The sequence below is a fragment of the Streptomyces sp. GC420 genome (genome assembly GCF_009916105.1).
Lineage (GTDB): Bacteria > Actinomycetota > Actinomycetes > Streptomycetales > Streptomycetaceae > Streptomyces.
Genome location: NZ_JAAAXQ010000125.1, coordinates 1 through 19,688 on the forward strand (window position 1 = coordinate 1; position 19,688 = coordinate 19,688).

The 19,688-nt window shown below is 70.3% G+C and carries 22 protein-coding genes and 1 tRNA gene; 16 read left to right on the plus strand and 7 right to left on the minus strand.

Annotation, left to right across the window (positions count from 1 at the left end; translation table 11 throughout):
* Window positions 1–48: 48 nt before the first annotated feature.
* Complete coding sequence (locus GUY61_RS17440) at window positions 49–354, minus strand: hypothetical protein (RefSeq protein ID WP_166631102.1); 306 nt, start codon at window positions 352–354, stop codon at window positions 49–51.
* A 778-nt stretch (window positions 355–1,132) separates the two neighbouring features.
* Here GUY61_RS17440 and GUY61_RS17445 point away from each other — a divergent pair.
* Both GUY61_RS17445 and GUY61_RS17450 read left to right on the plus strand, forming a co-directional pair.
* A complete protein-coding gene (locus GUY61_RS17445; RefSeq protein ID WP_166631103.1) occupies window positions 1,133–3,529 on the plus strand; it encodes an immune inhibitor A domain-containing protein in 2,397 nt (798 codons plus the stop codon).
* 130 nt (window positions 3,530–3,659) lie between these two features.
* Window positions 3,660–4,004 (plus strand): hypothetical protein, encoded by a 345-nt coding sequence (locus GUY61_RS17450; protein WP_166631104.1) that lies wholly within the window; start codon window positions 3,660–3,662, stop codon window positions 4,002–4,004.
* Here the strand turns inward: GUY61_RS17450 and GUY61_RS17455 are convergent.
* Window positions 3,979–4,566 carry an isochorismatase family protein gene (locus tag GUY61_RS17455; RefSeq protein WP_166631105.1) on the minus strand — a complete coding sequence of 196 codons (588 nt, stop codon included), beginning with the start codon at window positions 4,564–4,566 and terminating at the stop codon, window positions 3,979–3,981. The two genes, GUY61_RS17450 and GUY61_RS17455, sit on opposite strands and share 26 nt — an antisense overlap.
* A 732-nt stretch (window positions 4,567–5,298) precedes the next feature.
* Window positions 5,299–6,672, minus strand: a complete 1,374-nt coding sequence (locus tag GUY61_RS17460; RefSeq protein ID WP_166631106.1) for a nicotinate phosphoribosyltransferase — start codon at window positions 6,670–6,672, stop codon at window positions 5,299–5,301.
* Between the two features lie 82 nt (window positions 6,673–6,754).
* Between GUY61_RS17460 and clpS the strand changes: the two genes are divergently transcribed.
* From clpS to GUY61_RS17490, 7 genes are all read left to right on the plus strand, one after another.
* A complete protein-coding gene (clpS, locus tag GUY61_RS17465) occupies window positions 6,755–7,066 on the plus strand; it encodes an ATP-dependent Clp protease adapter ClpS (RefSeq protein WP_166631107.1) in 312 nt (103 codons plus the stop codon).
* 79 nt (window positions 7,067–7,145) lie between these two features.
* Entirely contained in the window at window positions 7,146–7,751 is a 606-nt protein-coding gene (locus tag GUY61_RS17470; protein ID WP_166631108.1) for a DUF2017 domain-containing protein, read from the plus strand.
* A 626-nt stretch (window positions 7,752–8,377) separates the two neighbouring features.
* Complete coding sequence (locus GUY61_RS17475) at window positions 8,378–9,916, plus strand: sodium:alanine symporter family protein (RefSeq protein WP_166631109.1); 1,539 nt, start codon at window positions 8,378–8,380, stop codon at window positions 9,914–9,916.
* 123 nt (window positions 9,917–10,039) lie between these two features.
* The gene (locus GUY61_RS17480; RefSeq protein ID WP_166631110.1) at window positions 10,040–10,462 is read left to right on the plus strand and encodes a Mov34/MPN/PAD-1 family protein; all 423 of its coding nucleotides are present in this window, start codon (window positions 10,040–10,042) and stop codon (window positions 10,460–10,462) included.
* 111 nt (window positions 10,463–10,573) lie between these two features.
* Entirely contained in the window at window positions 10,574–10,684 is a 111-nt protein-coding gene (locus GUY61_RS41570; RefSeq protein WP_313896714.1) for a putative leader peptide, read from the plus strand.
* Window positions 10,685–10,792: 108 nt separating this feature from the next.
* Window positions 10,793–11,071 carry a MoaD/ThiS family protein gene (locus GUY61_RS17485; protein ID WP_166631111.1) on the plus strand — a complete coding sequence of 93 codons (279 nt, stop codon included), beginning with the start codon at window positions 10,793–10,795 and terminating at the stop codon, window positions 11,069–11,071.
* On the plus strand, window positions 11,071–12,021 hold the full coding sequence (locus GUY61_RS17490) for a PLP-dependent cysteine synthase family protein (protein WP_166631112.1): 951 nt from the start codon (window positions 11,071–11,073) through the stop codon (window positions 12,019–12,021). Before GUY61_RS17485 ends, GUY61_RS17490 begins: the two co-directional genes overlap by 1 nt.
* 170 nt (window positions 12,022–12,191) lie before the next feature.
* Here GUY61_RS17490 and GUY61_RS17495 read toward each other — a convergent pair whose 3' ends face one another.
* Window positions 12,192–12,662 (minus strand): type II toxin-antitoxin system PemK/MazF family toxin, encoded by a 471-nt coding sequence (locus tag GUY61_RS17495; protein WP_166631113.1) that lies wholly within the window; start codon window positions 12,660–12,662, stop codon window positions 12,192–12,194.
* 235 nt (window positions 12,663–12,897) lie between these two features.
* Between GUY61_RS17495 and GUY61_RS17500 the strand changes: the two genes are divergently transcribed.
* Entirely contained in the window at window positions 12,898–13,650 is a 753-nt protein-coding gene (locus GUY61_RS17500) for an MBL fold metallo-hydrolase (protein WP_166631114.1), read from the plus strand.
* Between the two features lie 86 nt (window positions 13,651–13,736).
* On the opposite strand, the gene GUY61_RS17505 is transcribed toward GUY61_RS17500, so the two are convergent.
* Complete coding sequence (locus tag GUY61_RS17505; RefSeq protein WP_166631115.1) at window positions 13,737–14,987, minus strand: PTS transporter subunit EIIC; 1,251 nt, start codon at window positions 14,985–14,987, stop codon at window positions 13,737–13,739.
* 857 nt (window positions 14,988–15,844) lie between these two features.
* Here GUY61_RS17505 and GUY61_RS17510 point away from each other — a divergent pair.
* From GUY61_RS17510 to rdgB, 4 genes are all read left to right on the plus strand, one after another.
* Window positions 15,845–16,078: a glucose PTS transporter subunit EIIB gene (locus GUY61_RS17510; protein WP_166631116.1), complete on the plus strand. Its 234-nt coding sequence runs from the start codon at window positions 15,845–15,847 to the stop codon at window positions 16,076–16,078.
* Window positions 16,079–16,178: 100 nt separating this feature from the next.
* A complete protein-coding gene (gene rph, locus GUY61_RS17515) occupies window positions 16,179–16,919 on the plus strand; it encodes a ribonuclease PH (protein ID WP_166631117.1) in 741 nt (246 codons plus the stop codon).
* 120 nt (window positions 16,920–17,039) lie between these two features.
* On the plus strand, window positions 17,040–17,435 hold the full coding sequence (locus GUY61_RS17520) for a hemagglutinin (protein ID WP_166631118.1): 396 nt from the start codon (window positions 17,040–17,042) through the stop codon (window positions 17,433–17,435).
* Between the two features lie 20 nt (window positions 17,436–17,455).
* Window positions 17,456–18,058 carry an RdgB/HAM1 family non-canonical purine NTP pyrophosphatase gene (gene rdgB / locus GUY61_RS17525; protein ID WP_166631119.1) on the plus strand — a complete coding sequence of 201 codons (603 nt, stop codon included), beginning with the start codon at window positions 17,456–17,458 and terminating at the stop codon, window positions 18,056–18,058.
* A gap of 53 nt (window positions 18,059–18,111) precedes the next feature.
* On the opposite strand, the gene GUY61_RS17530 is transcribed toward rdgB, so the two are convergent.
* Window positions 18,112–18,186 (minus strand) — tRNA-Leu (locus GUY61_RS17530).
* 94 nt (window positions 18,187–18,280) lie between these two features.
* Entirely contained in the window at window positions 18,281–18,748 is a 468-nt protein-coding gene (gene bcp, locus GUY61_RS17535) for a thioredoxin-dependent thiol peroxidase (RefSeq protein ID WP_166631120.1), read from the minus strand.
* 148 nt (window positions 18,749–18,896) lie between these two features.
* Between bcp and GUY61_RS17540 the strand changes: the two genes are divergently transcribed.
* Both GUY61_RS17540 and GUY61_RS17545 read left to right on the plus strand, forming a co-directional pair.
* Window positions 18,897–19,217, plus strand: coding sequence for a DUF3618 domain-containing protein (locus GUY61_RS17540; protein WP_166631121.1), 321 nt, complete (start codon window positions 18,897–18,899; stop codon window positions 19,215–19,217).
* A gap of 43 nt (window positions 19,218–19,260) precedes the next feature.
* A complete protein-coding gene (locus tag GUY61_RS17545; RefSeq protein ID WP_166631122.1) occupies window positions 19,261–19,602 on the plus strand; it encodes a co-chaperone GroES in 342 nt (113 codons plus the stop codon).
* Window positions 19,603–19,688: the final 86 nt, after the last annotated feature.

Genomic DNA, 19,688 nt, shown 5'->3' on the forward strand with positions numbered 1-19,688 from the left:
GCGCACGTTCGACAGGTGCGGGCAGTACGGGTGTGGGTTCGGCGGCGGTCAGGCCACCCGGCTCCCGGAGTGCTCGCGCGCCGCGGGCACGCGGGCGTGCAGTTCGGTGGGCTCGGGCGTGAGATCCGTCGTGCGGACGGGAGACGCGCCCCGCACGACACGCGACGCCCGCGTCCGCCGGCCCGCCGGTGCGGCCACCTTCACGGCGACCAGGAGTCCGAGCGTGAACGCGGCGGCGACGATCACCGCGACCCCGATTCCCGAACTCGTCTGTGACAGGAGCAGCATGGCCAGGGCCGACAGGACGACGGTGGCCGAACCGTAGGCGAACTGTGCGGCAGTCGGACGCGGCATGGCGGAATCCGTCCTCGGGACTTTGGATTTGGGGGGTGTGACGCCACTTGACCGAGTGTGCGCCCGTCAAATGACTCTACGGCGGTGGATTCCCGAGAGGAACCGGCAGTAAGCGTGACCTGACCCACGGTGCCGGTGCACGGGGGGCGCACTGATTCATGCGCCTGTCCACGTGTTGAGACGGGCGCGCCTGTCGCGGTCGCCGACGGCCCCGGCCGGTGACCCGGGGGACCACCGGATACCGCTGCGGCACCGGGAAAGAAGACAGTGCCCAGTCACGCGTTACTCGTCAAGTGCCCCGCAAACGACCGGACGAGGGTGACGCCGCCACCGCGGACATGCCCCGCCGCGGCCCGGGAGATCCGGTCCGAGCCCTCTCGGCAAGCCGGTTCAGGCCCGCTTCGGCGATCCGGTCCGAGCCGGCCTTCGGCGATCCGGTCCGAGCCCGCCTCGGCCTCAACCCGGCAGGCCGGCAACCCCCGTTTTCCGTGGCCCCGGGCCGAACGTCGGTCCGGGAGGGACGTCGAGCGCGTCGGGCCGCGCGTGCCATGTCGCGGTGGCCGGTTGGGCCCCGGTCCGTGGAACTCCTGGCGCACAGGGATATCCCTAGACTTTGGCCGGACGTCAACACCCCCATGTGACCGATTACTTGCCATCGGTGCCCAAGTCAAGCCTGTCTTTTCTCCTTTAGCTCCTGTCTACTTCCGACACTTGTGTTCCGAGGGGCGCGCGCCCCCGATTCGCTTTGCGCGCCCCCGATGGGGAGGACAGACTTCACGTGAGTAACCAACGGAGGGCCGTCAGAGCCGCCGCCCTGACCATGGCGGTCGCCACGATCGGCGCCACCGCGTCGACGCTCGGCCTCGCCCACGCCGACGAGCTTCCGGCGGGCCGGAACGCCGTCGAGCGCCGTGATCCGGCGCCGGCGAAGGACCGCGTCGATCATGACCTGAAGGGCCCGTTCAGCGAGCAGCAGGCCGCGCAGCGCGAGAGCGCGCTCCAGCAGGTGCTGTCGGGCGACGCCAAGGCGACCAAGCGCGGCGCGTCGAAGGTGGTGAAGCTCGGCAGCGGCAAGTACGTCGAGCTCGCGCGGGAGAAGACCGACAAGATCTTCACGATCCTGGTCGAGTTCGGCGACACGGTCGACAACACCACGACGTACGACCCGGACGGCGACGGCCCCGAACCGCCCGTCACCAAGTACGGCGGTGAACCGGGCCCCGCGCACAACCAGATAGCCCAGCCCGACCGCTCGCAGGACAACTCCACGGACTGGCAGCCGGACTTCGACCGCGAGCACTTCCAGGACATCTACTTCTCGGAGGACCCGGCCAAGCCGTCGGTCAAGCAGTACTACGAGAAGCAGTCCTCGGGCCGCTACTCGGTCGACGGCACGGTCTCCGACTGGGTCAAGGTCGACTACAACGAGGCCCGCTACGGCTCCAACTACTGCGGCAGCTCCAACTGCCACAACGTCTGGGACCTCGTCCGCGACGGCGCCAACGAGTGGACCGCCGCCCAGAAGGCCGCAGGCAAGTCCGACGCCGAGATCAAGGCGGCGCTGGCCGAGTACGACCAGTGGGACCGCTACGACTTCGACGGCGACGGCAACTTCAACGAGCCCGACGGCTACATCGACCACTTCCAGATCGTGCACGCCGGCGAGGACGAGTCCGCGGGCGGCGGCGCCCAGGGCGAGGACGCCCTGTGGGCGCACCGCTGGTACGCCTACGGCACCGACGCCGGCAGCGCCGGCCCGGCCGACAACAAGGCGGGCGGCACCCAGATCGGCGACACCGGCGTCTGGATCGGCGACTACACGATGCAGGCCGAGAACGGCGGCCTCGGCGTCTTCGCCCACGAGTACGGCCACGACCTCGGCCTGCCCGACCTGTACGACACCAGCGGCAAGGGCGAGAACTCCACCGGTTTCTGGACGCTGATGTCCTCCGGCTCCTGGCTGGGCACCGGCAAGGACGCCATCGGCAACCTGCCCGGCGACATGACCGCCTGGGACAAGCTCCAGCTCGGCTGGCTCGACTACGACGAGGCCAGGGCCGCGACGAAGTCGACCCACCGCCTGGGCTACGCCGAGTACAACACCAAGAACGCGCAGGCGCTCGTCGTCGAACTGCCCGAGAAGCCCGTCACCACCACCATCACCAAGCCGGCCGAGGGCACCAGGCAGTGGTGGAGCGGCATGGGCGACGACCTGCAGAACACGCTGACCCGTTCCGTCGACCTCACCGGCAAGTCCACCGCCTCCCTGGAACTCCAGGGCTGGTGGGACATCGAGGAGGGCTACGACTACCTCTACACCGAGGTCTCCACGGACGGCGGCGCCAACTGGACGCCCGTCGACGGCACCGCCGACGGCGCCGCGATCAGCCGTGACGGCGGCGACAAGCCGGCGCTGAGCGGCGTCTCGGAGTCGTACAAGAGCCTGGTCTACCCGCTCGACGCGTACGCCGGACAGAAGATCGACATCCGCTTCCGCTACGCCTCCGACGGCGGCGTCGCCGGCCGCGGCTTCACCGCCGACGCGCTGTCCGTGCTCGCCGACGGCGCCGCGCTGTTCACCGACAACGCCGAGACCGAGGCGGCCGGCTGGACCGCGAAGGGCTTCAACCGCATCGAGGAGTCCTTCACCAAGAACTACCCGCAGTACTACATCGCCGAGAACCGCCAGTACGTCTCGTACGACAAGGTCCTCAAGACCGGCCCGTACAACTTCGGCTGGGTCACCGACCGTCCCAACTGGGTCGAGCACTACCCGTACCAGAACGGCCTGATGATCTGGCTGTGGGACACCTCCCAGATGGACAACAACACCGGGGTGCACCCGGGCAAGGGCCTGGTGCTGCCGGTCGACGCGCACCCGAAGGCCGAGAAGTGGGCCGACGGCACGATCATGCGCAACCGGATCCAGGCGTACGACTCGACCTTCACCCGCTTCCCGACGCAGGGCATCACCCTGCACAAGGACGGGGTCGCGGCCAAGATCAAGGCCAAGCGCGGCGTCTCGGTCTTCGACGACCACCGGGGGACCTACTACGACGAGGCGAACCCCACCGCGAGCGTCCAGGTTCCTGACACCAACACCCGGATCAAGATCCTGAAGGAGTCCCTCAACGGCTCCCTGATCACCCTCCAGGTGGGTCCCTCGACCAATTAACCGATAGAACCGCAGGTCAGGCCATGGTCGGCCGCCGCCCCTCTAGCGGGCGGCGGCCGATCGCGTTTAGATGCCTCTGACAGACCTTGTTGACAACCGGTCTCAAGCGGACCGTACGGGGGAGTGGAGCATGCCATCAGGTGGTTTCTGCAGGCTGCCGGGCGGGAGCGTGGTCGTCGCGCTCACGCTGCCCGACCCGGTGTGCGAGGGGGAAACGGTACGCGTCCTCGTCCACGCCCGTAACCGCGCCCGGGCCCTGACCAGGCTCCGGAACGCGGGACTGCGCGCCGTCTACCTGCGCGGCAACACCGAGCCGCCCACCCCCGACGAGATAACCGCCGTCCTGCACCACCCCGACGGCCTGGTCTGGCGCAGCGCCCCCGACGACGCCGTGGAGCTCTGGCACTCCGCGCGCAGCCTGCGCAGCGTCGGCCTGCGTGTGCCCAGGGTCAGGCCAGCACCGGTTTGCCGCTGAGCTCGACCCCGGCCTCCCGCAGCTCCTCCAGGGCCCGCTCCGTGGTCTCCGGGGCAACCCCGGCCGTCAGGTCCAGCAACACATGGGTTCTGAACCCCTCGCGGACCGCGTCCAGCGCCGTGGCCCGCACGCAGTGGTCGGTGGCGATCCCGACGACGTCCACCTCGGTGACGTCGCGGGCACGCAGCCAGTCCGCCAGCGGGGTGCCGTTCTCGTCGCGCCCCTCGAAGCCGCTGTACGCCGCCGAGTAGGCGCCCTTGTCGAAGACCGCGTCGATGGCGCCCGAGGCGATCACCGGCGCGAAGTTCGGGTGGAACCCGACCCCCTCCGTGCCGGCCACGCAGTGCCGGGGCCAGGAGTGCTCGAAGTCGGGGTTGTCCGCGAAGTGGTTCCCCGGCGCGACGTGGTGGTCGCGGGTGGCCACCACATGGCGGTAGCCGGCCGGCGCCTGCGCCACCAGGTCGGTGATCGCGGCAGCCACATCCGCACCCCCCGCGACGGCAAGGCTGCCGCCTTCGCAGAAATCGTTCTGCACGTCTACGACGATCAAGGCGCGGTGCATGACGGATGCCCTTCGGGACGGAGCGGTGGACGCTGCCGGCGCTCGGTTTGATGAATACGAGACTAGAGACTCTGTGGCTCTTGCGGGAGATGGCATATCGCTGCTAAGTGCCCTCCGGCGGTGCCCAGGAACCACCCCGGCCCCTCCCTTCCTGTGCGCCCCGCCCGCCGGTGCCCGGGCGAGCGTCGTACGGGCGGCGCCAGTACCGGTGCGACGCGCCCCCGGGCGCGGAGCCGGTGCCGCACGGTGCGGCACCGGGTCTCCGGCACACCGGACGCCGCCGTGCCGGTCGCGCCGGTCGGCGGGACCGGTCGCACCCGGGGCGCCCGGCACGGCAAGCCCCGTCGCGGGGCGGCTGCCGTACCCGCGCCGGGACATGGACCCACCACCGCGGGAGTGCCCGACGCACCGGGCACCGTGTGCACTGCCCGCACTGCCCGCACTGCCCGCACTGGGCGCAGGGCGGGCGACGTGCGCCCCCGGTTGCATGCACTGGGCGCGTCGCCGACACCGGGCGTGCTCGCGCACCGGCCCCCGGGTGCCGGGCGGTGTCGGTGGCGGCGGACCGCCGTGTTCTGTCCCACCGGTGGCACGGGTCCCGCGTCACCGCGACAGTCCCCGGCGCACCCGGCGCGCCGGATGGTGTCCGTGGTGGGGGACCGCCGTGTCCCACCTCAGGGGCCGGCGGGCGGGGGCGGTGCCGTGGCCCGCCCGCCGGGGAGCGGGTGAGGGTCACGCGTACTCGGTCGGGATCACCGGTTCGCCCCGCGACAGCTGCACCGCGGAGAGCGGCAGCGCTGCCCGCGCCGCCCGGTGCCGGTCCCTCGGTACGTCCAGCGTCTCGCGCGAGACGATCTCGCCGCCCTTGACGAGTTCGACCTGAAGCTGGTGGTCGGCCAGCCGGGGCGGCACCCGGCCCGCGCCGATGACCTCCGCCTCCGCGACCCCGTGCTCGTCGGGCCGCCGCGCGGCCCACTTGCGGCCGCCGATCGACGTCTTCCCGCCCGAGGACTTCTTGGCCACCGGGACCAGCGGCGCCGCGGGATCGTCGGACTCGGCGCGCGCCACCAGCTTGTAGACCATGGAGGCGGTGGGGTGCCCGCTTCCTGTGACCAGCTGGGTGCCGACGCCGTACGCGTCCACGGGCGCCGCGGCCAGCGAGGCGATCGCGTACTCGTCCAGGTCGGAGGTCACGACGATCTTCGTATCCGTGGCGCCCAACTCGTCCAGCTGCTGCCGCACCCGGTGCGCGACGAGCAGCAGGTCGCCGGAGTCGATGCGCACCGCGCCCAGCCCGGGACCGGCCACCTCGACCGCCGTACGGACGGCCTCCGCCACGTCGTAGGTGTCGACGAGCAGCGTTGTGCCTCGTCCGAGCGAGTGGATCTGCGCGGTGAAGGCGTCCCGCTCGGTGTCGTGCAGGAGGGTGAAGGCGTGGGCGCTGGTGCCCACCGTCGGGATGCCGTAGCGGAAGCCGGCCGCGAGGTCGGAGGTGGTGGCGAAGCCGCCGATGTACGCGGCGCGCGAGGCGGCCACCGCGGCCAGTTCGTGGGTGCGGCGGGCGCCCATCTCGATCAGCGGGCGGTCCCCGGCCGCGGTCGCCATCCGGGACGCGGCGGCGGCGATCGCCGAGTCGTGGTTGAGGATGGAGAGCACGACCGTCTCCAGCAGGACGCACTCCGCGAAGCTGCCCTCCACGCGGAGGACCGGGGAGCCGGGGAAGTACACCTCGCCCTCCGGGTAGCCCCAGATGTCGCCGGAGAAGCGGTAGCCGGCCAGCCAGTCGAGCGTCGGCGCGTCGACGATCCCGCGCTCGCGCAGGAAGTCCAGCACGTCCGGCTCGAAGCGGAAGTTCTCCACGGCGTCCAGGACCCGGCCGGTGCCGGCGACGACGCCGTAGCGCCTGCCCTCGGGCAGTCTGCGGGTGAAGACCTCGAAGACGGAGCGGCGCGCCGCCGTGCCGGCCGCCAGGGCGGCCTGCAGCATGGTCAGCTCGTACTGGTCGGTGAAGAGCGCGGTCGACGGGACGCCGACCCGCCACCCGCCGCTCCGGGGATGCGATCGGCCCCCCTCTTCCGCCGGGAGCCCAAGATCCGCAGTGTTCATGCCCAAGATGCTACCCCGAATACTCGTCAGAGTGACGATTTCTCTCCGTCCGTTTGTGCAACAGGGCCCCGCGGGTGGCAGCATGGGTGAAGTGAGTGTTGCTCCCGTAGAGATCGAACGCCCCGAATCGGCGGAACAGAGCTTCGCCGTGCCCGAGCCGGACGTGCCCTGGGCCACCGTCGTGCACAACGATCCGGTCAACCTCATGAGTTATGTGACCTATGTTTTCCAGGCCTACTTCGGATATCCGAAGGACAAGGCCCACAAACTCATGCTCGACGTCCACCACAAGGGGAGGGCCGTGGTCTCCAGTGGCACCCGCGAGGAGATGGAGCGGGATGTGCAGGCCATGCACGGCTACGGACTCTGGGCGACACTCACCCAGGACCGCTGAGGACCCGAATCCGCCGGGGGACGGGTTCCGCCGAGGACCCCGTCCACCCCGCCCCACGCGTGAGGACAGCTGAGCACTGATGCCAGGACATTTCGAGGCCGTACCCGGCGGCGGTGCGGCCGTCGCCCTCGACGAGGTCGAGATCTCCATCCTCCGCTCCCTCGCCGTCCAACTGCTCGAACTGATCGGCCCCGGGGACGAGCCCGCGCAGGGTGAGGACCCGCTCGCCGCGCTCTTCGCCGAAGGTCCCAGCGAGCCCCCCGAGGATCCCGCGCTCGCCCGGCTGTTCCCCGACGCCTACGCAGGCCCCGACGACGACGCCGAAGGCGACGGCGCGGAGGAAAGGCGTGCCCTGTCCGCCGAGTTCCGCCGCTTCACCGAGACGGACCTGCGGTCCCGCAAGCGCGAGGACGCCCTCGCCGTCGTGCGCTCCCTGGACGGTCTCGGCCCCCGGGCCGCGGGCGGCGGCGCGGCCGTGCTGAAGCTCTCGCCCGACGACTCCCGGCAGTGGCTCGGCGCCCTGAACGACCTGCGGCTGGCGATCGGCGCCCGGCTGGAGGTCACGGACGACGAGAGCGACGAGCTGTACCGCCTGCCCGACTCCGATCCGCGCAAGCCGATGGTGCTGGCCTACCTCTGGCTCGGAGCGCTTCAGGAGACGCTCGTCGAAACACTGATGCCCTGACACCCCCGCGTGACCCCGTTTCCGGCTCCGCCGCCGTTTCCGGCTCCGCCGCCGTTTCCGGCTCCGCCGCCGTGTTCGGCACCGGAGCCGGTTCTGTTCTTCGGTCCGGCCGAGCCCCCGGTTCCGGCCTTCGGCCGCGCCCCGGTTCCGACCCGTGCCCCCGGCTCGGCCCCGGACTCGACCCGGACGCGAACTCCGGCCCTGAACGAGCCTGCCCGGGCGGGGGCGACGCGATGCGTGATATCCGATTTGCGGCATTGTTCAAGAAATGCGTTCGCTCAACGGATGCTCAGATCCGGATAACGATCACATCACCGCCCCTGCGCTTACCCGGGGATACAGGGTTTTCCCTCGGCCTGTGTGATGTTGGCCACTCAGGCCCCGGTGAACTGCGTGATAGGACTTCACGAATTCTGTTGCGGCACCACCCCTCGCCGCGGCGGGAGAGCCGGCCGACATCCGGCGCGCACGACCCGTACGACCGGGAGCACCAGGGCGATCCAAGTCCGGGACCGCCCGCTCCCGGCGCCGATCCGGACAACGGCGTTCGCCCCAACCCCGCACACCGTCCCGTCCCCGCTCTGCCCCGAGCGCGGCATGTCCTGCGCCCCCCGAGGTAGCCCCAGATGTCACTCGAGTCCATCGCAAATACCGTCGACACGACCGTCAACGACGTCTTCGATCCCGTGGCCGACTGGCTGGGAGAGATCGTCTTCTACGCGGTCCCCGTCGGCGGCGCCGAACTCCCGCTCATCGTCGCCTGGCTGGTCATCGCCGGTCTGGTGTTCACCGCCTGGTTCGGACTGGTCCAGGTCCGCAAGTTCAAGCTCGCCCTCGACGTCGTGCGCGGCAAGTACGACGAGGAGGGATCGGCGGGCGAGGTCAACCACTTCCAGGCCCTCACCGCCGCCGTCTCCGGGACCGTCGGCCTCGGCAACATCGCCGGTGTGGCCGTCGCCGTCTCCATCGGCGGCCCCGGCGCCACCTTCTGGATGATCCTCTGCGGTCTCCTCGGCATGGCCACCAAGTTCGTCGAGGTCACCCTCGGCGTGAAGTACCGCGAGGAGCACGCCGACGGCACCGTCTCCGGCGGTCCGATGCACTACCTCCCCAAGGGTCTCGCCGACCGCTTCGGCAGCACCGGCAAGAAGGTGGGCACCGCTCTGGCCGTCGCCGCCTCCGCGATGATCCTCTTCTTCGGCCTCTTCGGCGGCAACCTGCTCCAGGCCAACCAGAGCTACGCCCAGCTCAAGACGGTCACCGGCGGCGACGACGGCCTGCTCGGCGACTCCAGCGGCGCACTCGTCTTCGGTCTGCTGATCGCGGCGCTGGTCGCCGTCGTCCTGCTCGGCGGCATCCGCTCCATCGCCTCCGTCACCAGCCGCCTGGTCCCGGCCATGGCGATCATCTACATCGCCGCCTGCCTCGTGGTCATCCTGACCAACGTCACCGCCCTGCCCAGCGCCGTCGGCGCCATCATCGAGGGCGCCTTCAACCCCGAGGGCGTCGCGGGCGGCATCATCGGCGCGCTGATCGTCGGCTTCAAGCGGGCGGCCTTCTCCAACGAGGCCGGCCTCGGCTCCGCCCCGATCGCCCACTCCGCGGTCAAGACCAACCACCCCGCGAGCGAGGGCCTGGTCGCCCTGCTGGAGCCGTTCATCGACACCGTCGTCATCTGCACGATGACCGCGCTGACCATCGTCATCGCCAACCCGGCCAGCTGGGCCGACGCCCGTGCGGGCGAGAGCATCGGTGGCGTGGAGATCACCTCCGACGCCTTCGCGACGGTGCTGCCCTGGTTCCCGAACGTGCTGGCCGTGGCCGTGCTGCTGTTCGCCTTCTCGACGATCCTCACCTGGGGCTACTACTGCCTCAAGGCCTGGACGTACCTCTTCGGCCGCAGCAGGGCCAGCGAGGTCGTCTTCAAGACCGTCTACAGCGGCTTCGTCATGGCGGGCTCCCTCCTCTCCCTCGACGCGCTGATCAGCCTCGCCGACTCGGTCCTCTTCCTGCTGGCCGTCTTCAACATCATCGGCCTCTATCTGCTGGCACCGGTCGTCAAGCGGGAGCTCAACTCCTTCCTCGCCTTCGCCAAGGCCCGGCGTGCCGGCGCCGGCTCCGGCGCGGACGAGCCCGGGGAAAAGGTGACGGTCTCCGTCGGCTGACCCGGGTCACCCGCGGCGCCCGATCCCGACCCCGGGCCTGATTCGCGACCCCGATCCCGACCCCGTCTCAGCAGACGGCCTCCCGGTCTCACGCCGGGAGGCCGTCTGCTTATCCTCAATGCCATGCTCACCATCACCCAGGCCCTGCACGACAAGATCGTCGCCCACGCACGCGCGGACCACCCCGACGAGGCGTGCGGCGTGATCGCGGGACCGGCGGGCTCCGGACGGCCCGAGCGGTTCATCCCGATGCTCAACGCCGCCCGCTCGCCCACCTTCTACGAGTTCGACTCCGGTGATCTGCTGAAGCTCTACCGCGAGATGGACGACCGGGACGAGGAACCCGTCGTCATCTACCACTCGCACACCGCGACCGAGGCCTACCCGTCCCGTACGGACATCTCCTACGCCAACGAGCCCGAGGCCCACTACGTGCTCGTCTCCACCGCCGACACGGACGACGCCGGGCCCTTCCAGTTCCGTTCGTTCCGGATCGTCGAGGGCGAGGTCACGGAGGAGGAAGTCAAGATCGTCGACGCGTACTGAACGGCGCTCGCGGCGCGGGGGCTCCTCGTCCGTCTCATGTCATGAGCCCGGTTCGTCCGGAACGTGAGATCACATTCCAGAACCCGGACCGGGAATCGATACGATGACCGCATGGTTTTCCACGACGTGAGCGAAAAGACGCCGGGCACGCTGCTCGTGGCGCGGCTGCACGTCGACCTGTGCCGCCTCGCCAGCGCGATGTGTCGCCCTCCCGCCGCCTGAGCCCCGCGCCCGAGGCCCCGTACGACGTACATCCCGCACCGCCCCCGCGCGGAACGCTGCGCGCGCCCCTGCCCTCCGCCTTCCACATCTCACCAGGAGCCGAACCCCATGGCCATCGAGGTCCGCATCCCGACCATCCTCCGCACCTACACCGACGGCGCCAAGGCCGTCGAGGGCAGCGGCGACACCCTCGCCGAACTCTTCGCCGACCTCGACAGCCGCCACAACGGCATTCAGGAGCGCATCGTCGACGGCGGCGAGCTGCGCCGCTTCGTCAACGTCTACCTCAACGACGAGGACGTCCGCTTCCTCGACGGCATCTCCACCAAGCTGTCGGACGGCGACAACGTCACCATCCTCCCCGCGGTCGCCGGCGGAATGCGCTGATGCGGTACGACTCGCCGCTGGCCGCCGTCGGCAACACGCCGCTCGTACGGCTGCCCAGGCTCTCGCCCTCCGAGGACGTCCGCATCTGGGCCAAGCTCGAGGACCGCAACCCGACCGGCTCGATCAAGGACCGCCCCGCGCTCTTCATGATCGAGCAGGCGGAGAAGGACGGCCGGCTCACCCCCGGCTGCACCATCCTCGAGCCGACCAGCGGCAACACCGGCATCTCCCTCGCCATGGCGGCCCGGCTCAAGGGGTACCGCATCGTCTGCGTGATGCCGGAGAACACCTCGCAGGAGCGCCGCGACCTGCTCGCCATGTGGGGCGCCGAGATCATCTCCAGCCCCGCCGCCGGCGGCTCCAACACGGCCGTCCGCGTCGCGAAGGAGTTGTCCGCCGAGCACCCGGACTGGGTGATGCTCTACCAGTACGGCAACGCGGACAACGCGGGCGCCCACTACGCCACCACCGGCCCCGAGATCCTCGAGGACCTGCCCTCCATCACCCACTTCGTGGCGGGCCTGGGAACCACCGGCACCCTGATGGGCGTCGGCCGCTACCTGCGCGAGCACAAGCCCGACATCAAGATCGTCGCCGCCGAGCCGCGCTACGACGACCTCGTGTACGGCCTGCGCAACCTCGACGAAGGCTTCGTCCCCGAGCTCTACGACGCCTCCGTCCTCACCACCCGCTTCTCCGTCGGCTCGGCGGAAGCCGTCACCCGCACCCGCGAACTCCTCCAGCAGGAGGGCATCTTCGCGGGCGTCTCCACCGGCGCCTCCCTCCACGCCGCGATCGGCATCGGCAAGAAGGCCGTCAAGGCGGGCGAGAGCGCCGACATCGTCTTCATCGTCGCGGACGGCGGCTGGAAGTACCTCTCCACCGGCGTCTACACCGCTGCCACGACGGAAGAGGCCATCGAAAGGCTCCAGGGCCAGCTCTGGGCGTGACGCCCCGCGGCCCGGTACGTCGCGAGTCCCCCACGGCATCCGTGGGGGACTCCTGCATGCCGGACGGGGTTCCACGGGCTCTCAGCGCGACAAGAAACCGGCATATCGGGTGCATGCCAGGGTTTTGAGCCCGCTCTCGGCGCGCGTGCCCGATGCCCGGCCCCCGCGCGTCAGCGCGCCAAGTGGCGGACCCTGCCCCACAGCGCCGGGTCCGCCCGGCCCGCACGGCGGCGGAAGCCGGCCAGCGGCACCTCGCGCAGCTCGTCCGTCTCCAGGAAGCTCGCCCGGCCCTGCCGGTCGCCCACCGAGCCGGGCGGCAGCGGGATCACCCCCGCGCGCTCCTCCCGGCACCTGCTGGTGATCTTCGCGACCCTGGCACTGCCCCCGTCGACCGCCAGCACCAGACAGGGCCGGTCCTTCGCACCCGGCCCGTCCTCGTACGGCACCTCCGCCCACCAGATCTCACCCGGCCGGGGCGCCGTCCCCGTCCCCGTGGACCGGGCCCCGGCCCTCCCCGGAGGACGCGTCCGGCCCGCCGGGCGGCGCGCCCGCGGCCCGCGCCGTCCCCATCCGTCCGCGACGGCGGCGATCAGCGCCAGCACCATCACCGCGATCACCGCCGGCCACCAGGACGTGTCCACGGCCCGCCTCCTCCCGCTCCCGCGGCTTCCCCGCCGCCTCCGCACCGACCGTACCGGTGCCCCCGCCGTCAGGCTCCGTCCTCCCTACCCGCCCGAACCGGTGACAGCGCAGGTGAGTTCCCCCACAACCCCACCCGGTGGAGGAGCGACCCGCCGTTTGGCGCCTTACGGTTGACGCACCGCACAACCCCGACGCCCCCCTCAGTGACCCCCAGTCCACGGAGGTTCCAGCTCCATGAAGCTCACCGTCGTCGGCTGCTCGGGGTCGTTCCCGTCCGCGGACTCGGCCTGCTCGAGCTACCTCGTCGAAGCCGACGGCTTCCGGCTGCTCCTCGACATGGGCAACGGTGCCCTCGGCGAGCTGCAGCGCCACTGCGGTCTTTACGACCTCGACGCCATCTTCCTCAGCCATCTCCACGCCGATCACTGCATCGACATGCTCGGCTACTTCGTCGCACGCTACTACCGCCACGACGGAGGCCGCTGCGAGCCCATCCCGGTCTACGGCCCGGAAGGCACCGAGTCCCGGCTCACCACGGCGTACGCCGACGTGCCCTCCGAGAAGTCGATGAGCGAGGTCTTCGACTTCCACACGCTCAAGCCGGGCCACTTCGAGATCGGTCCCTTCGCCATCCGTACGGAGAAGGTCGAACACCCCGTCGAGGCGTACGGCATCCGCCTCGAACACGGCGGCAGGACCCTTACGTACTCCGGTGACACCGGAGTCTGCGACGCCCTCCACGATCTCGCGGAGGACGCCGACCTCTTCCTGTGCGAGGCCTCGTTCACCCATGGCAAGGAGGACATTCCGGCCCTCCACCTCAACGGCCGCGAGGCGGGCTCCCATGCCGCCCGCGCGAGGGCCCGGAGCCTCGTCCTCACGCACATCCCGCCGTGGACGGACGGCCTGCGCAACCTCGCCGACGCCCGCGAGGTCTTCGACGGCCCGGCGGAACTGGCCCGCCCCGGCGCGGTCTACGAGATCTAGCGGCGGCGAGCCCCCACCCGTAACGCGAGGGCCCCGGAACCGGTCGCCGGTTCCGGGGCCCTCGCGCGAGCGCGTACCGCGGGCGTCTACGCCTTGGTGAGGTCCTCGACCTCCTCCTCGGGCTCACGGCCCGGGGTGGGCAGATCGAACTTGGTGATCGCGAAGCGGAAGACGACGTAGTAGACCACCGCGAAGACGAGCCCGATCGGGATGATCAGCCAGGGCTTCGTGGCCAGGTTCCAGTTGAGCCCGTAGTCGATCAACCCGGCCGAGAACGTGAAGCCCGCGTGGACCCCCATGGCCCAGGTCACCGCCATGGAGATCGCGGTCAGCAGCGCGTGGATGGCGTACAGCAGCGGTGCGATGAACAGGAACGAGAACTCGATCGGCTCGGTGACACCGGTGACGAAAGAGGTCAGGGCGAGAGAGACCATCATGCCGGTCACGGCGGCCCGGCGCTCGGGCCTCGCGGAGTGGGCGATGGCGAGCGCGGCGGCCGGCAGTCCGAACATCATGATCGGGAAGAAGCCGGACATGAACATGCCGGCGTCGGGGTCCCCCGCGAAGAAGCGGTTCAGGTCACCGTGGACGACCTCGCCCGCGGCGTTGGTGAAGTCACCGAGCTGGAACCAGGAGACGGTGTTGACGAACTGGTGCATACCGACAGGGATCAGTGCGCGGTTGATGGCACCGAACAGACCCGCGCCCGCGGCGCCCAGCCCCGTCATCCACTCGCCGAATGAGCTGATGCCCTCACCGATGGGCTCCCAGGCCAGGCCGAAGAGGACGCCGACCAGCGTGCCGACGAAGGCCATGATGATCGGAACAAGGCGGCGGCCGTTGAAGAAGCCGAGCCAGTCGACCAGCTTCTTCCGGTGGTACCTCTGCCACAGGACGGCGGCGAGCAGACCCATGACGATGCCGCCGAGCACGCCGGGGTTGTTGTAAGTGGCCGCTATGTCCGCGCCCTTCTGCACCTTCGCCTCGGTGACCGGGAAGGCCTTCAGGACGTTGCTGTAGACGAGGAAGCCGACCAGCGCGGCGAGTGCGGTGGAGCCGTCGGACTTCTTCGCGAAGCCGATGGCGACACCGATGCAGAAGAGCATCGGCAGGTTGTCGAAGACGGCGCCGCCGGCGGTGGCGAACACCGAGGCGACCTTGTCCCAGCCGAGACCGTCGGCGCCGAACACGTCGGGCTGGCCGAGGCGCAGCAGGATGCCCGCAGCCGGCAGCACGGCGATCGGCAGCTGCAGGCTGCGGCCGACCTTCTGCAGGCCCTGGAACAGACCGGAACCCCGCTTCTTCGCGGGGGCGGCCGGGGCGGTGGCCGTAGTCATGACTTCCTCCATGTGCCGAGGTGCTGCCGGAGCCGGGGGGACGCCGGCGAAGGGGACGGGCAGCAGCCAGGGTGGTCTACACCAGTGAGTGGTGTAGACCTGTTCTAGCACGGTGAAGGTGAGGTAAGGAACCCGCGTTTGCGTGGCTGTCGGCGCACCGTGCGTGACGGCCGCGAACGGCCGCGGCGTCCGGCGCGGGCGTCACGCGGGGAGTCCCCGCAGCCCTGCTGGCCGCACCCGGTCCGCGGGGTGTCCCGGCAGCGGCCGGATGCCGCGCGGTGCGCCGTCGAGGGGTCGGATCTCCATCGACGCATCCGGTCACGCCTCGGTCACGTCCTCGGCTTCCTCCTCGGCTCCGCTCCAGGAGTCTGCGGTCGGAATTTGTGATAGCGAATCGCAGACTACGTAATGCGCCGCGGTGAGTGCCAGTCCGGCGTCCGTGGGTGGCCGGGGCTTCGTCGCCGGGCTCCGTCCGGTGGCGTGGTCGACGGCTGACGGCGCGGTCGGACGGCTCTACCGGGAAGGCCGGGATCGTCCTTCGCGGGGTCGGTGCGGAGTCGGTGCGGGGCCGGCGTGGAGTCATTGCGGGCTTCGCTCTGTTTGCGACTCGGAAGGAGCGGGAGCCGGCCGCGGTCCCGGACTCGTTGGCAGGCTCCCGACGGGTGGTGTAGACCAGTTCTTGGTAGGGTCCGGAGCGGCCGCCCGGCGGTGGCGCGGGAACAGCGCGATTCCGGTGACCGCCATCCTCCGGGAGGAGGCCGCGGCTCGCCAGAGAAGTTGCGCCAAACGCGCGTCAACGTGACAGAACGGCCGCGGTAGGCCGCCACTGTGTTCCTTGAACGACCAGGGAGAAGGACATGGCCAGTAAGGCTGAGAAGATCGTCGCCGGGCTCGGCGGCCTTGACAACATCGAAGAGGTCGAAGGCTGCATCACCCGCCTCCGCACCGAAGTCAACGACCCCTCCCTCGTCGACGAAGCGGCCCTCAAGGCCGCCGGAGCACACGGCGTCGTCAAAATGGGTACCGCCATCCAGGTCGTCATCGGCACCGACGCCGACCCGATAGCCGGAGAGATAGAGGACATGATGTGACCGCTCCGCGTCCCCGGTCCGGGCCCTGGGGGGGGCCGGTTCTTCGAACAGGCTCGAACGGGAGCCGGCCCCTCACGCCCGTACGACTAGGCTCGGCGCCATGTCACGCATCGACGGCCGCACCCCCGAACAGCTCCGCCCCGTCACCATCGAACGCGGATGGAGCAAGCACGCCGAAGGATCCGTCCTGATCTCCTTCGGCGACACCAAGGTCTTCTGCACCGCCTCCTTCACCGAGGGAGTGCCCCGGTGGCGCAAGGGCAGCGGCGAAGGCTGGGTCACCGCCGAGTACTCCATGCTGCCCCGCTCCACCAACACCCGCGGCGACCGCGAGTCCGTACGCGGCAAGATCGGCGGCCGCACCCACGAGATCTCCCGCCTCATCGGCAGGTCCCTGCGCGCCGTCGTCGACTGCAAGGCCCTCGGCGAGAACACCGTCGTCCTCGACTGCGACGTCCTCCAGGCCGACGGCGGGACCCGCACCGCCGCCATCACCGGCGCCTACGTCGCCCTCGCCGACGCCATCGCCTGGGGCCAGCGCAAGAAGATCATCAAGGCCGGCCGCAAGCCCCTCACCGGCACCGTCTCCGCCGTGAGCGTGGGCATCATCGACAGCACCCCCCTCCTCGACCTCTGCTACGAGGAAGACGTACGTGCCGAGACCGACATGAACGTCGTCTGCACCGGCGACGGCCGCTTCATCGAGGTCCAGGGCACCGCCGAGGCCGCCCCCTTCTCCCGTGCCGAACTCGACCGGCTCCTCGACCTCGCCGTCACCGGCTGCGCCGACCTCACCAAGCTCCAGCTCGCCGCCCTGGAGCAGGAGCAGCCCGCGCAGTAGCGCGGCCGGCAGCGCCGGAACGGACCACCAGCAACCACCGACGCCCCTCGGGGCGTCCTCGCCAGTACGGGCGTACGGGCCATACCGTGCACCCGCCCGCCCACAGGAGGACCTGCACACATGCGCGCCCCGAGCCGACGACGCCGCACCGCCGTCACCATCGCCGCCCTCGCCCTGACCGTCGCGCCCCTCACCGTCGCGTGCGACGCCGTCAGCACGGCCCTCGACTGCGTCCAGACCGCCGAGGCCATAGCCAACAGCGTCAGCGACCTGGAGCAGGCCGTCTCCAGCGCCGCCGACGACCCCACCAAGGCGCAGGAAGCCCTCGACGAGATCGACAAGAACCTCGGCGAGATCGGCGACAAGACCGACAACGCGGACCTCAGCAAGGCCGTCGACAACCTCAACGACGCTGTCGACAACGTCCGCAAGTCCGTTGAGAACGGCGATGCCAACGTGGACATCACCCCCGTCGTCGACGCCGCCGGCGAAATCACCAAGGTCTGCAGCCCCTGACGTCCCGTACCGTCGGACGCATGACCCGCTTGATCCTCGCCACCCGCAACACGAACAAAGTCGCAGAACTCCACGCGATCCTCGCCGACGCAGGACTCCACCACGAACTCGTCGGCGCGGACGCGTACCCTCACGTCCCCGACGTCAGGGAGACCGGCACCACCTTCGCCGAGAACGCCCTCCTCAAGGCCCGCGCCCTCGCCGCCGCCACTGGACACCCCGCCATCGCCGACGACTCCGGCCTCTGCGTGGACATCCTCGGCGGCTCCCCCGGCATCTTCTCCGCACGTTGGGCCGGCACCCACGGCAACGACCGCGACAACCTCGAACTGCTCCTCGCCCAGCTCTCCGACATCGAAGACGCCCACCGCGGCGCCCACTTCACCTGCGCCGCCGCTCTCGTTCTCCCCGACGGAACCGAACGCGTCGTCGAGGGCCAGCTCCGCGGCACTCTCCGGCACGCCCCGACGGGCGGCTACGGCTTCGGCTACGACCCGATCCTCCAGCCGGACGGCGAGACGAGGACGTGCGCCGAGATGACGCCGGACGAGAAGAACGCGATCAGCCACCGCGGCAAGGCGTTCCGCGCGCTGGTGCCGGTGATCAGGGAACTCGTGCACTGACCCGGACGCGCACAGCGGCCCACCTTTCGAAGGTGGGCCGCTCGGTATTCCTGTGGGCCCGGTGGGACTCGAACCCACGACACACCGGACCTAAACCGGCGCCCTCTTGCCAGCTGGGGTACGGACCCGCTCCCGGCACACTCTACTGGGCTCCGGCACGGCGGTGTGCGGGAGAACGGTTGGCGAACGCCGTCCCGGGAACGACGGGTGCGGGGGAGTGGGTCAGAGGGCCAGGTCCTTGATGATCTTGGCGACGTGGCCCGTCGCCTTCACGTTGTAGAGCGCCCGCTCGACCTTGCCCTCCTCGTCCACGACCACCGTGGAGCGGATGACACCGGTCACGACCTTGCCGTAGAGCTTCTTCTCGCCGAAGGCGCCGTAGGCCTCCAGGGTCGACTTGTCAGGGTCGCCGAGCAGGGTGACCTTCAGGCTCTCCTTCTCGCGGAACCTGGCGAGCTTCTCGGGCTTGTCGGGGGAGATGCCGATCACGTCGTAGCCCGCGCCGGCCAGGAGGTCGAGGTTGTCGGTGAAGTCGCAGGCCTGCTTCGTGCAACCGGGGGTGAGCGCGGCGGGGTAGAAGTACACGATGACCTTGCGGCCCTTGTGGTCGGCGAGCGAGACCTCGTTGCCGTCGGCGTCGGGCAGGGTGAAGGCGGGGGCGGTGTCGCCGGGCTGGAGTCGCTCGCTCATCGGGGTGTCTCCTCGTGCGTACGGGATAGAGAGATGCCGTACCCGAGCGTAATGGGGGGTGCTGACAGTGCGGCGCGCGACGGAGCTGACACACTGTTCAGCACGACGGACTCAAGACGACGAACACAACCATCACGGAGGCGGCGCGGTGTCGGACGCCAGGACCCCTGCCCAGATCGAGGCGGACATCGTCCGCAGACGCAATCAGCTCGCCGAGACGCTCGACGAGATCGGTGTCCGGGTGCATCCCAAGACCATCGCGGGCGAGGCGAAGGCGAAGGTCGTGTCGACCGTGGACCATACCCTGGGCCGTGCCTACGTGAGCGTGAACCGGGCCGTCTCGGACGTGCGGGCGCAGCTGGTGGACGGTGACGGCTCGCCCCGGCTGGAGCGCATCGTGCCGGTGGCGCTGGTGGTCGTGGGGCTCGTGGGCCTGCTCGCGGTGTCGGCGCGCAGGCGGCGTGGCTGACCCTCCGGCGTACGAACGGTCGCGAGACAGGTAGGTTCGAAGGGTGAGCGAGAACACCACCCACGACAAGTTGCCCATTCGGATGCTGCATGACCGTGTGCTGGTCCGCCAGGACACCACGGAGGGCGAGCGGCGCTCGGGCGGAGGGATCCTGATCCCGGCGACCGCGGCGGTCGGCCGGCGGCTGGCCTGGGCCGAGGTGGTCGCCGTCGGGCAGAACGTACGGACCGTGCAGGTGGGCGACCGTGTGCTGTACGACCCGGAGGACCGTGCCGAGGTCGAGGTGCGCGGTGTCGCGTACATCCTGATGCGGGAGCGCGATCTGCACGCGGTGGCCGCGGAGCGGCTGGAGGGGTCCGAGGACTCCACGGGGCTCTATCTGTGAGCCGGAGCGAGTAGGCGCGGGCGGCGGCGCGCGGGCGAGTCGCCCGGCGGAACGCGGGAAGGCCCGGTGACCGTGGTCACCGGGCC

What these genes read in the sequence shown, in the direction of transcription:
- GUY61_RS17505 (WP_166631115.1), bottom strand. Translation starts at nt 14,987, where the DNA reads ATGACTACGGCCACCGCCCCGGCCGCCCCCGCGAAGAAGCGGGGTTCC.
- GUY61_RS17485 (WP_166631111.1), top strand. Translation starts at nt 10,793, where the DNA reads ATGGCCATCGAGGTCCGCATCCCGACCATCCTCCGCACCTACACCGAC.
- GUY61_RS41570 (WP_313896714.1), top strand. Translation starts at nt 10,574, where the DNA reads ATGGTTTTCCACGACGTGAGCGAAAAGACGCCGGGCACGCTGCTCGTG.
- GUY61_RS17460 (WP_166631106.1), bottom strand. Translation starts at nt 6,672, where the DNA reads ATGAACACTGCGGATCTTGGGCTCCCGGCGGAAGAGGGGGGCCGATCG.
- GUY61_RS17475 (WP_166631109.1), top strand. Translation starts at nt 8,378, where the DNA reads ATGTCACTCGAGTCCATCGCAAATACCGTCGACACGACCGTCAACGAC.
- GUY61_RS17455 (WP_166631105.1), bottom strand. Translation starts at nt 4,566, where the DNA reads ATGCACCGCGCCTTGATCGTCGTAGACGTGCAGAACGATTTCTGCGAA.
- GUY61_RS17480 (WP_166631110.1), top strand. Translation starts at nt 10,040, where the DNA reads ATGCTCACCATCACCCAGGCCCTGCACGACAAGATCGTCGCCCACGCA.
- clpS (WP_166631107.1), top strand. Translation starts at nt 6,755, where the DNA reads ATGGGTGAAGTGAGTGTTGCTCCCGTAGAGATCGAACGCCCCGAATCG.
- rph (WP_166631117.1), top strand. Translation starts at nt 16,179, where the DNA reads ATGTCACGCATCGACGGCCGCACCCCCGAACAGCTCCGCCCCGTCACC.
- GUY61_RS17520 (WP_166631118.1), top strand. Translation starts at nt 17,040, where the DNA reads ATGCGCGCCCCGAGCCGACGACGCCGCACCGCCGTCACCATCGCCGCC.
- GUY61_RS17450 (WP_166631104.1), top strand. Translation starts at nt 3,660, where the DNA reads ATGCCATCAGGTGGTTTCTGCAGGCTGCCGGGCGGGAGCGTGGTCGTC.
- GUY61_RS17500 (WP_166631114.1), top strand. Translation starts at nt 12,898, where the DNA reads ATGAAGCTCACCGTCGTCGGCTGCTCGGGGTCGTTCCCGTCCGCGGAC.
- GUY61_RS17470 (WP_166631108.1), top strand. Translation starts at nt 7,146, where the DNA reads ATGCCAGGACATTTCGAGGCCGTACCCGGCGGCGGTGCGGCCGTCGCC.
- rdgB (WP_166631119.1), top strand. Translation starts at nt 17,456, where the DNA reads ATGACCCGCTTGATCCTCGCCACCCGCAACACGAACAAAGTCGCAGAA.
- bcp (WP_166631120.1), bottom strand. Translation starts at nt 18,748, where the DNA reads ATGAGCGAGCGACTCCAGCCCGGCGACACCGCCCCCGCCTTCACCCTG.
- GUY61_RS17510 (WP_166631116.1), top strand. Translation starts at nt 15,845, where the DNA reads ATGGCCAGTAAGGCTGAGAAGATCGTCGCCGGGCTCGGCGGCCTTGAC.
- GUY61_RS17440 (WP_166631102.1), bottom strand. Translation starts at nt 354, where the DNA reads ATGCCGCGTCCGACTGCCGCACAGTTCGCCTACGGTTCGGCCACCGTC.
- GUY61_RS17490 (WP_166631112.1), top strand. Translation starts at nt 11,071, where the DNA reads ATGCGGTACGACTCGCCGCTGGCCGCCGTCGGCAACACGCCGCTCGTA.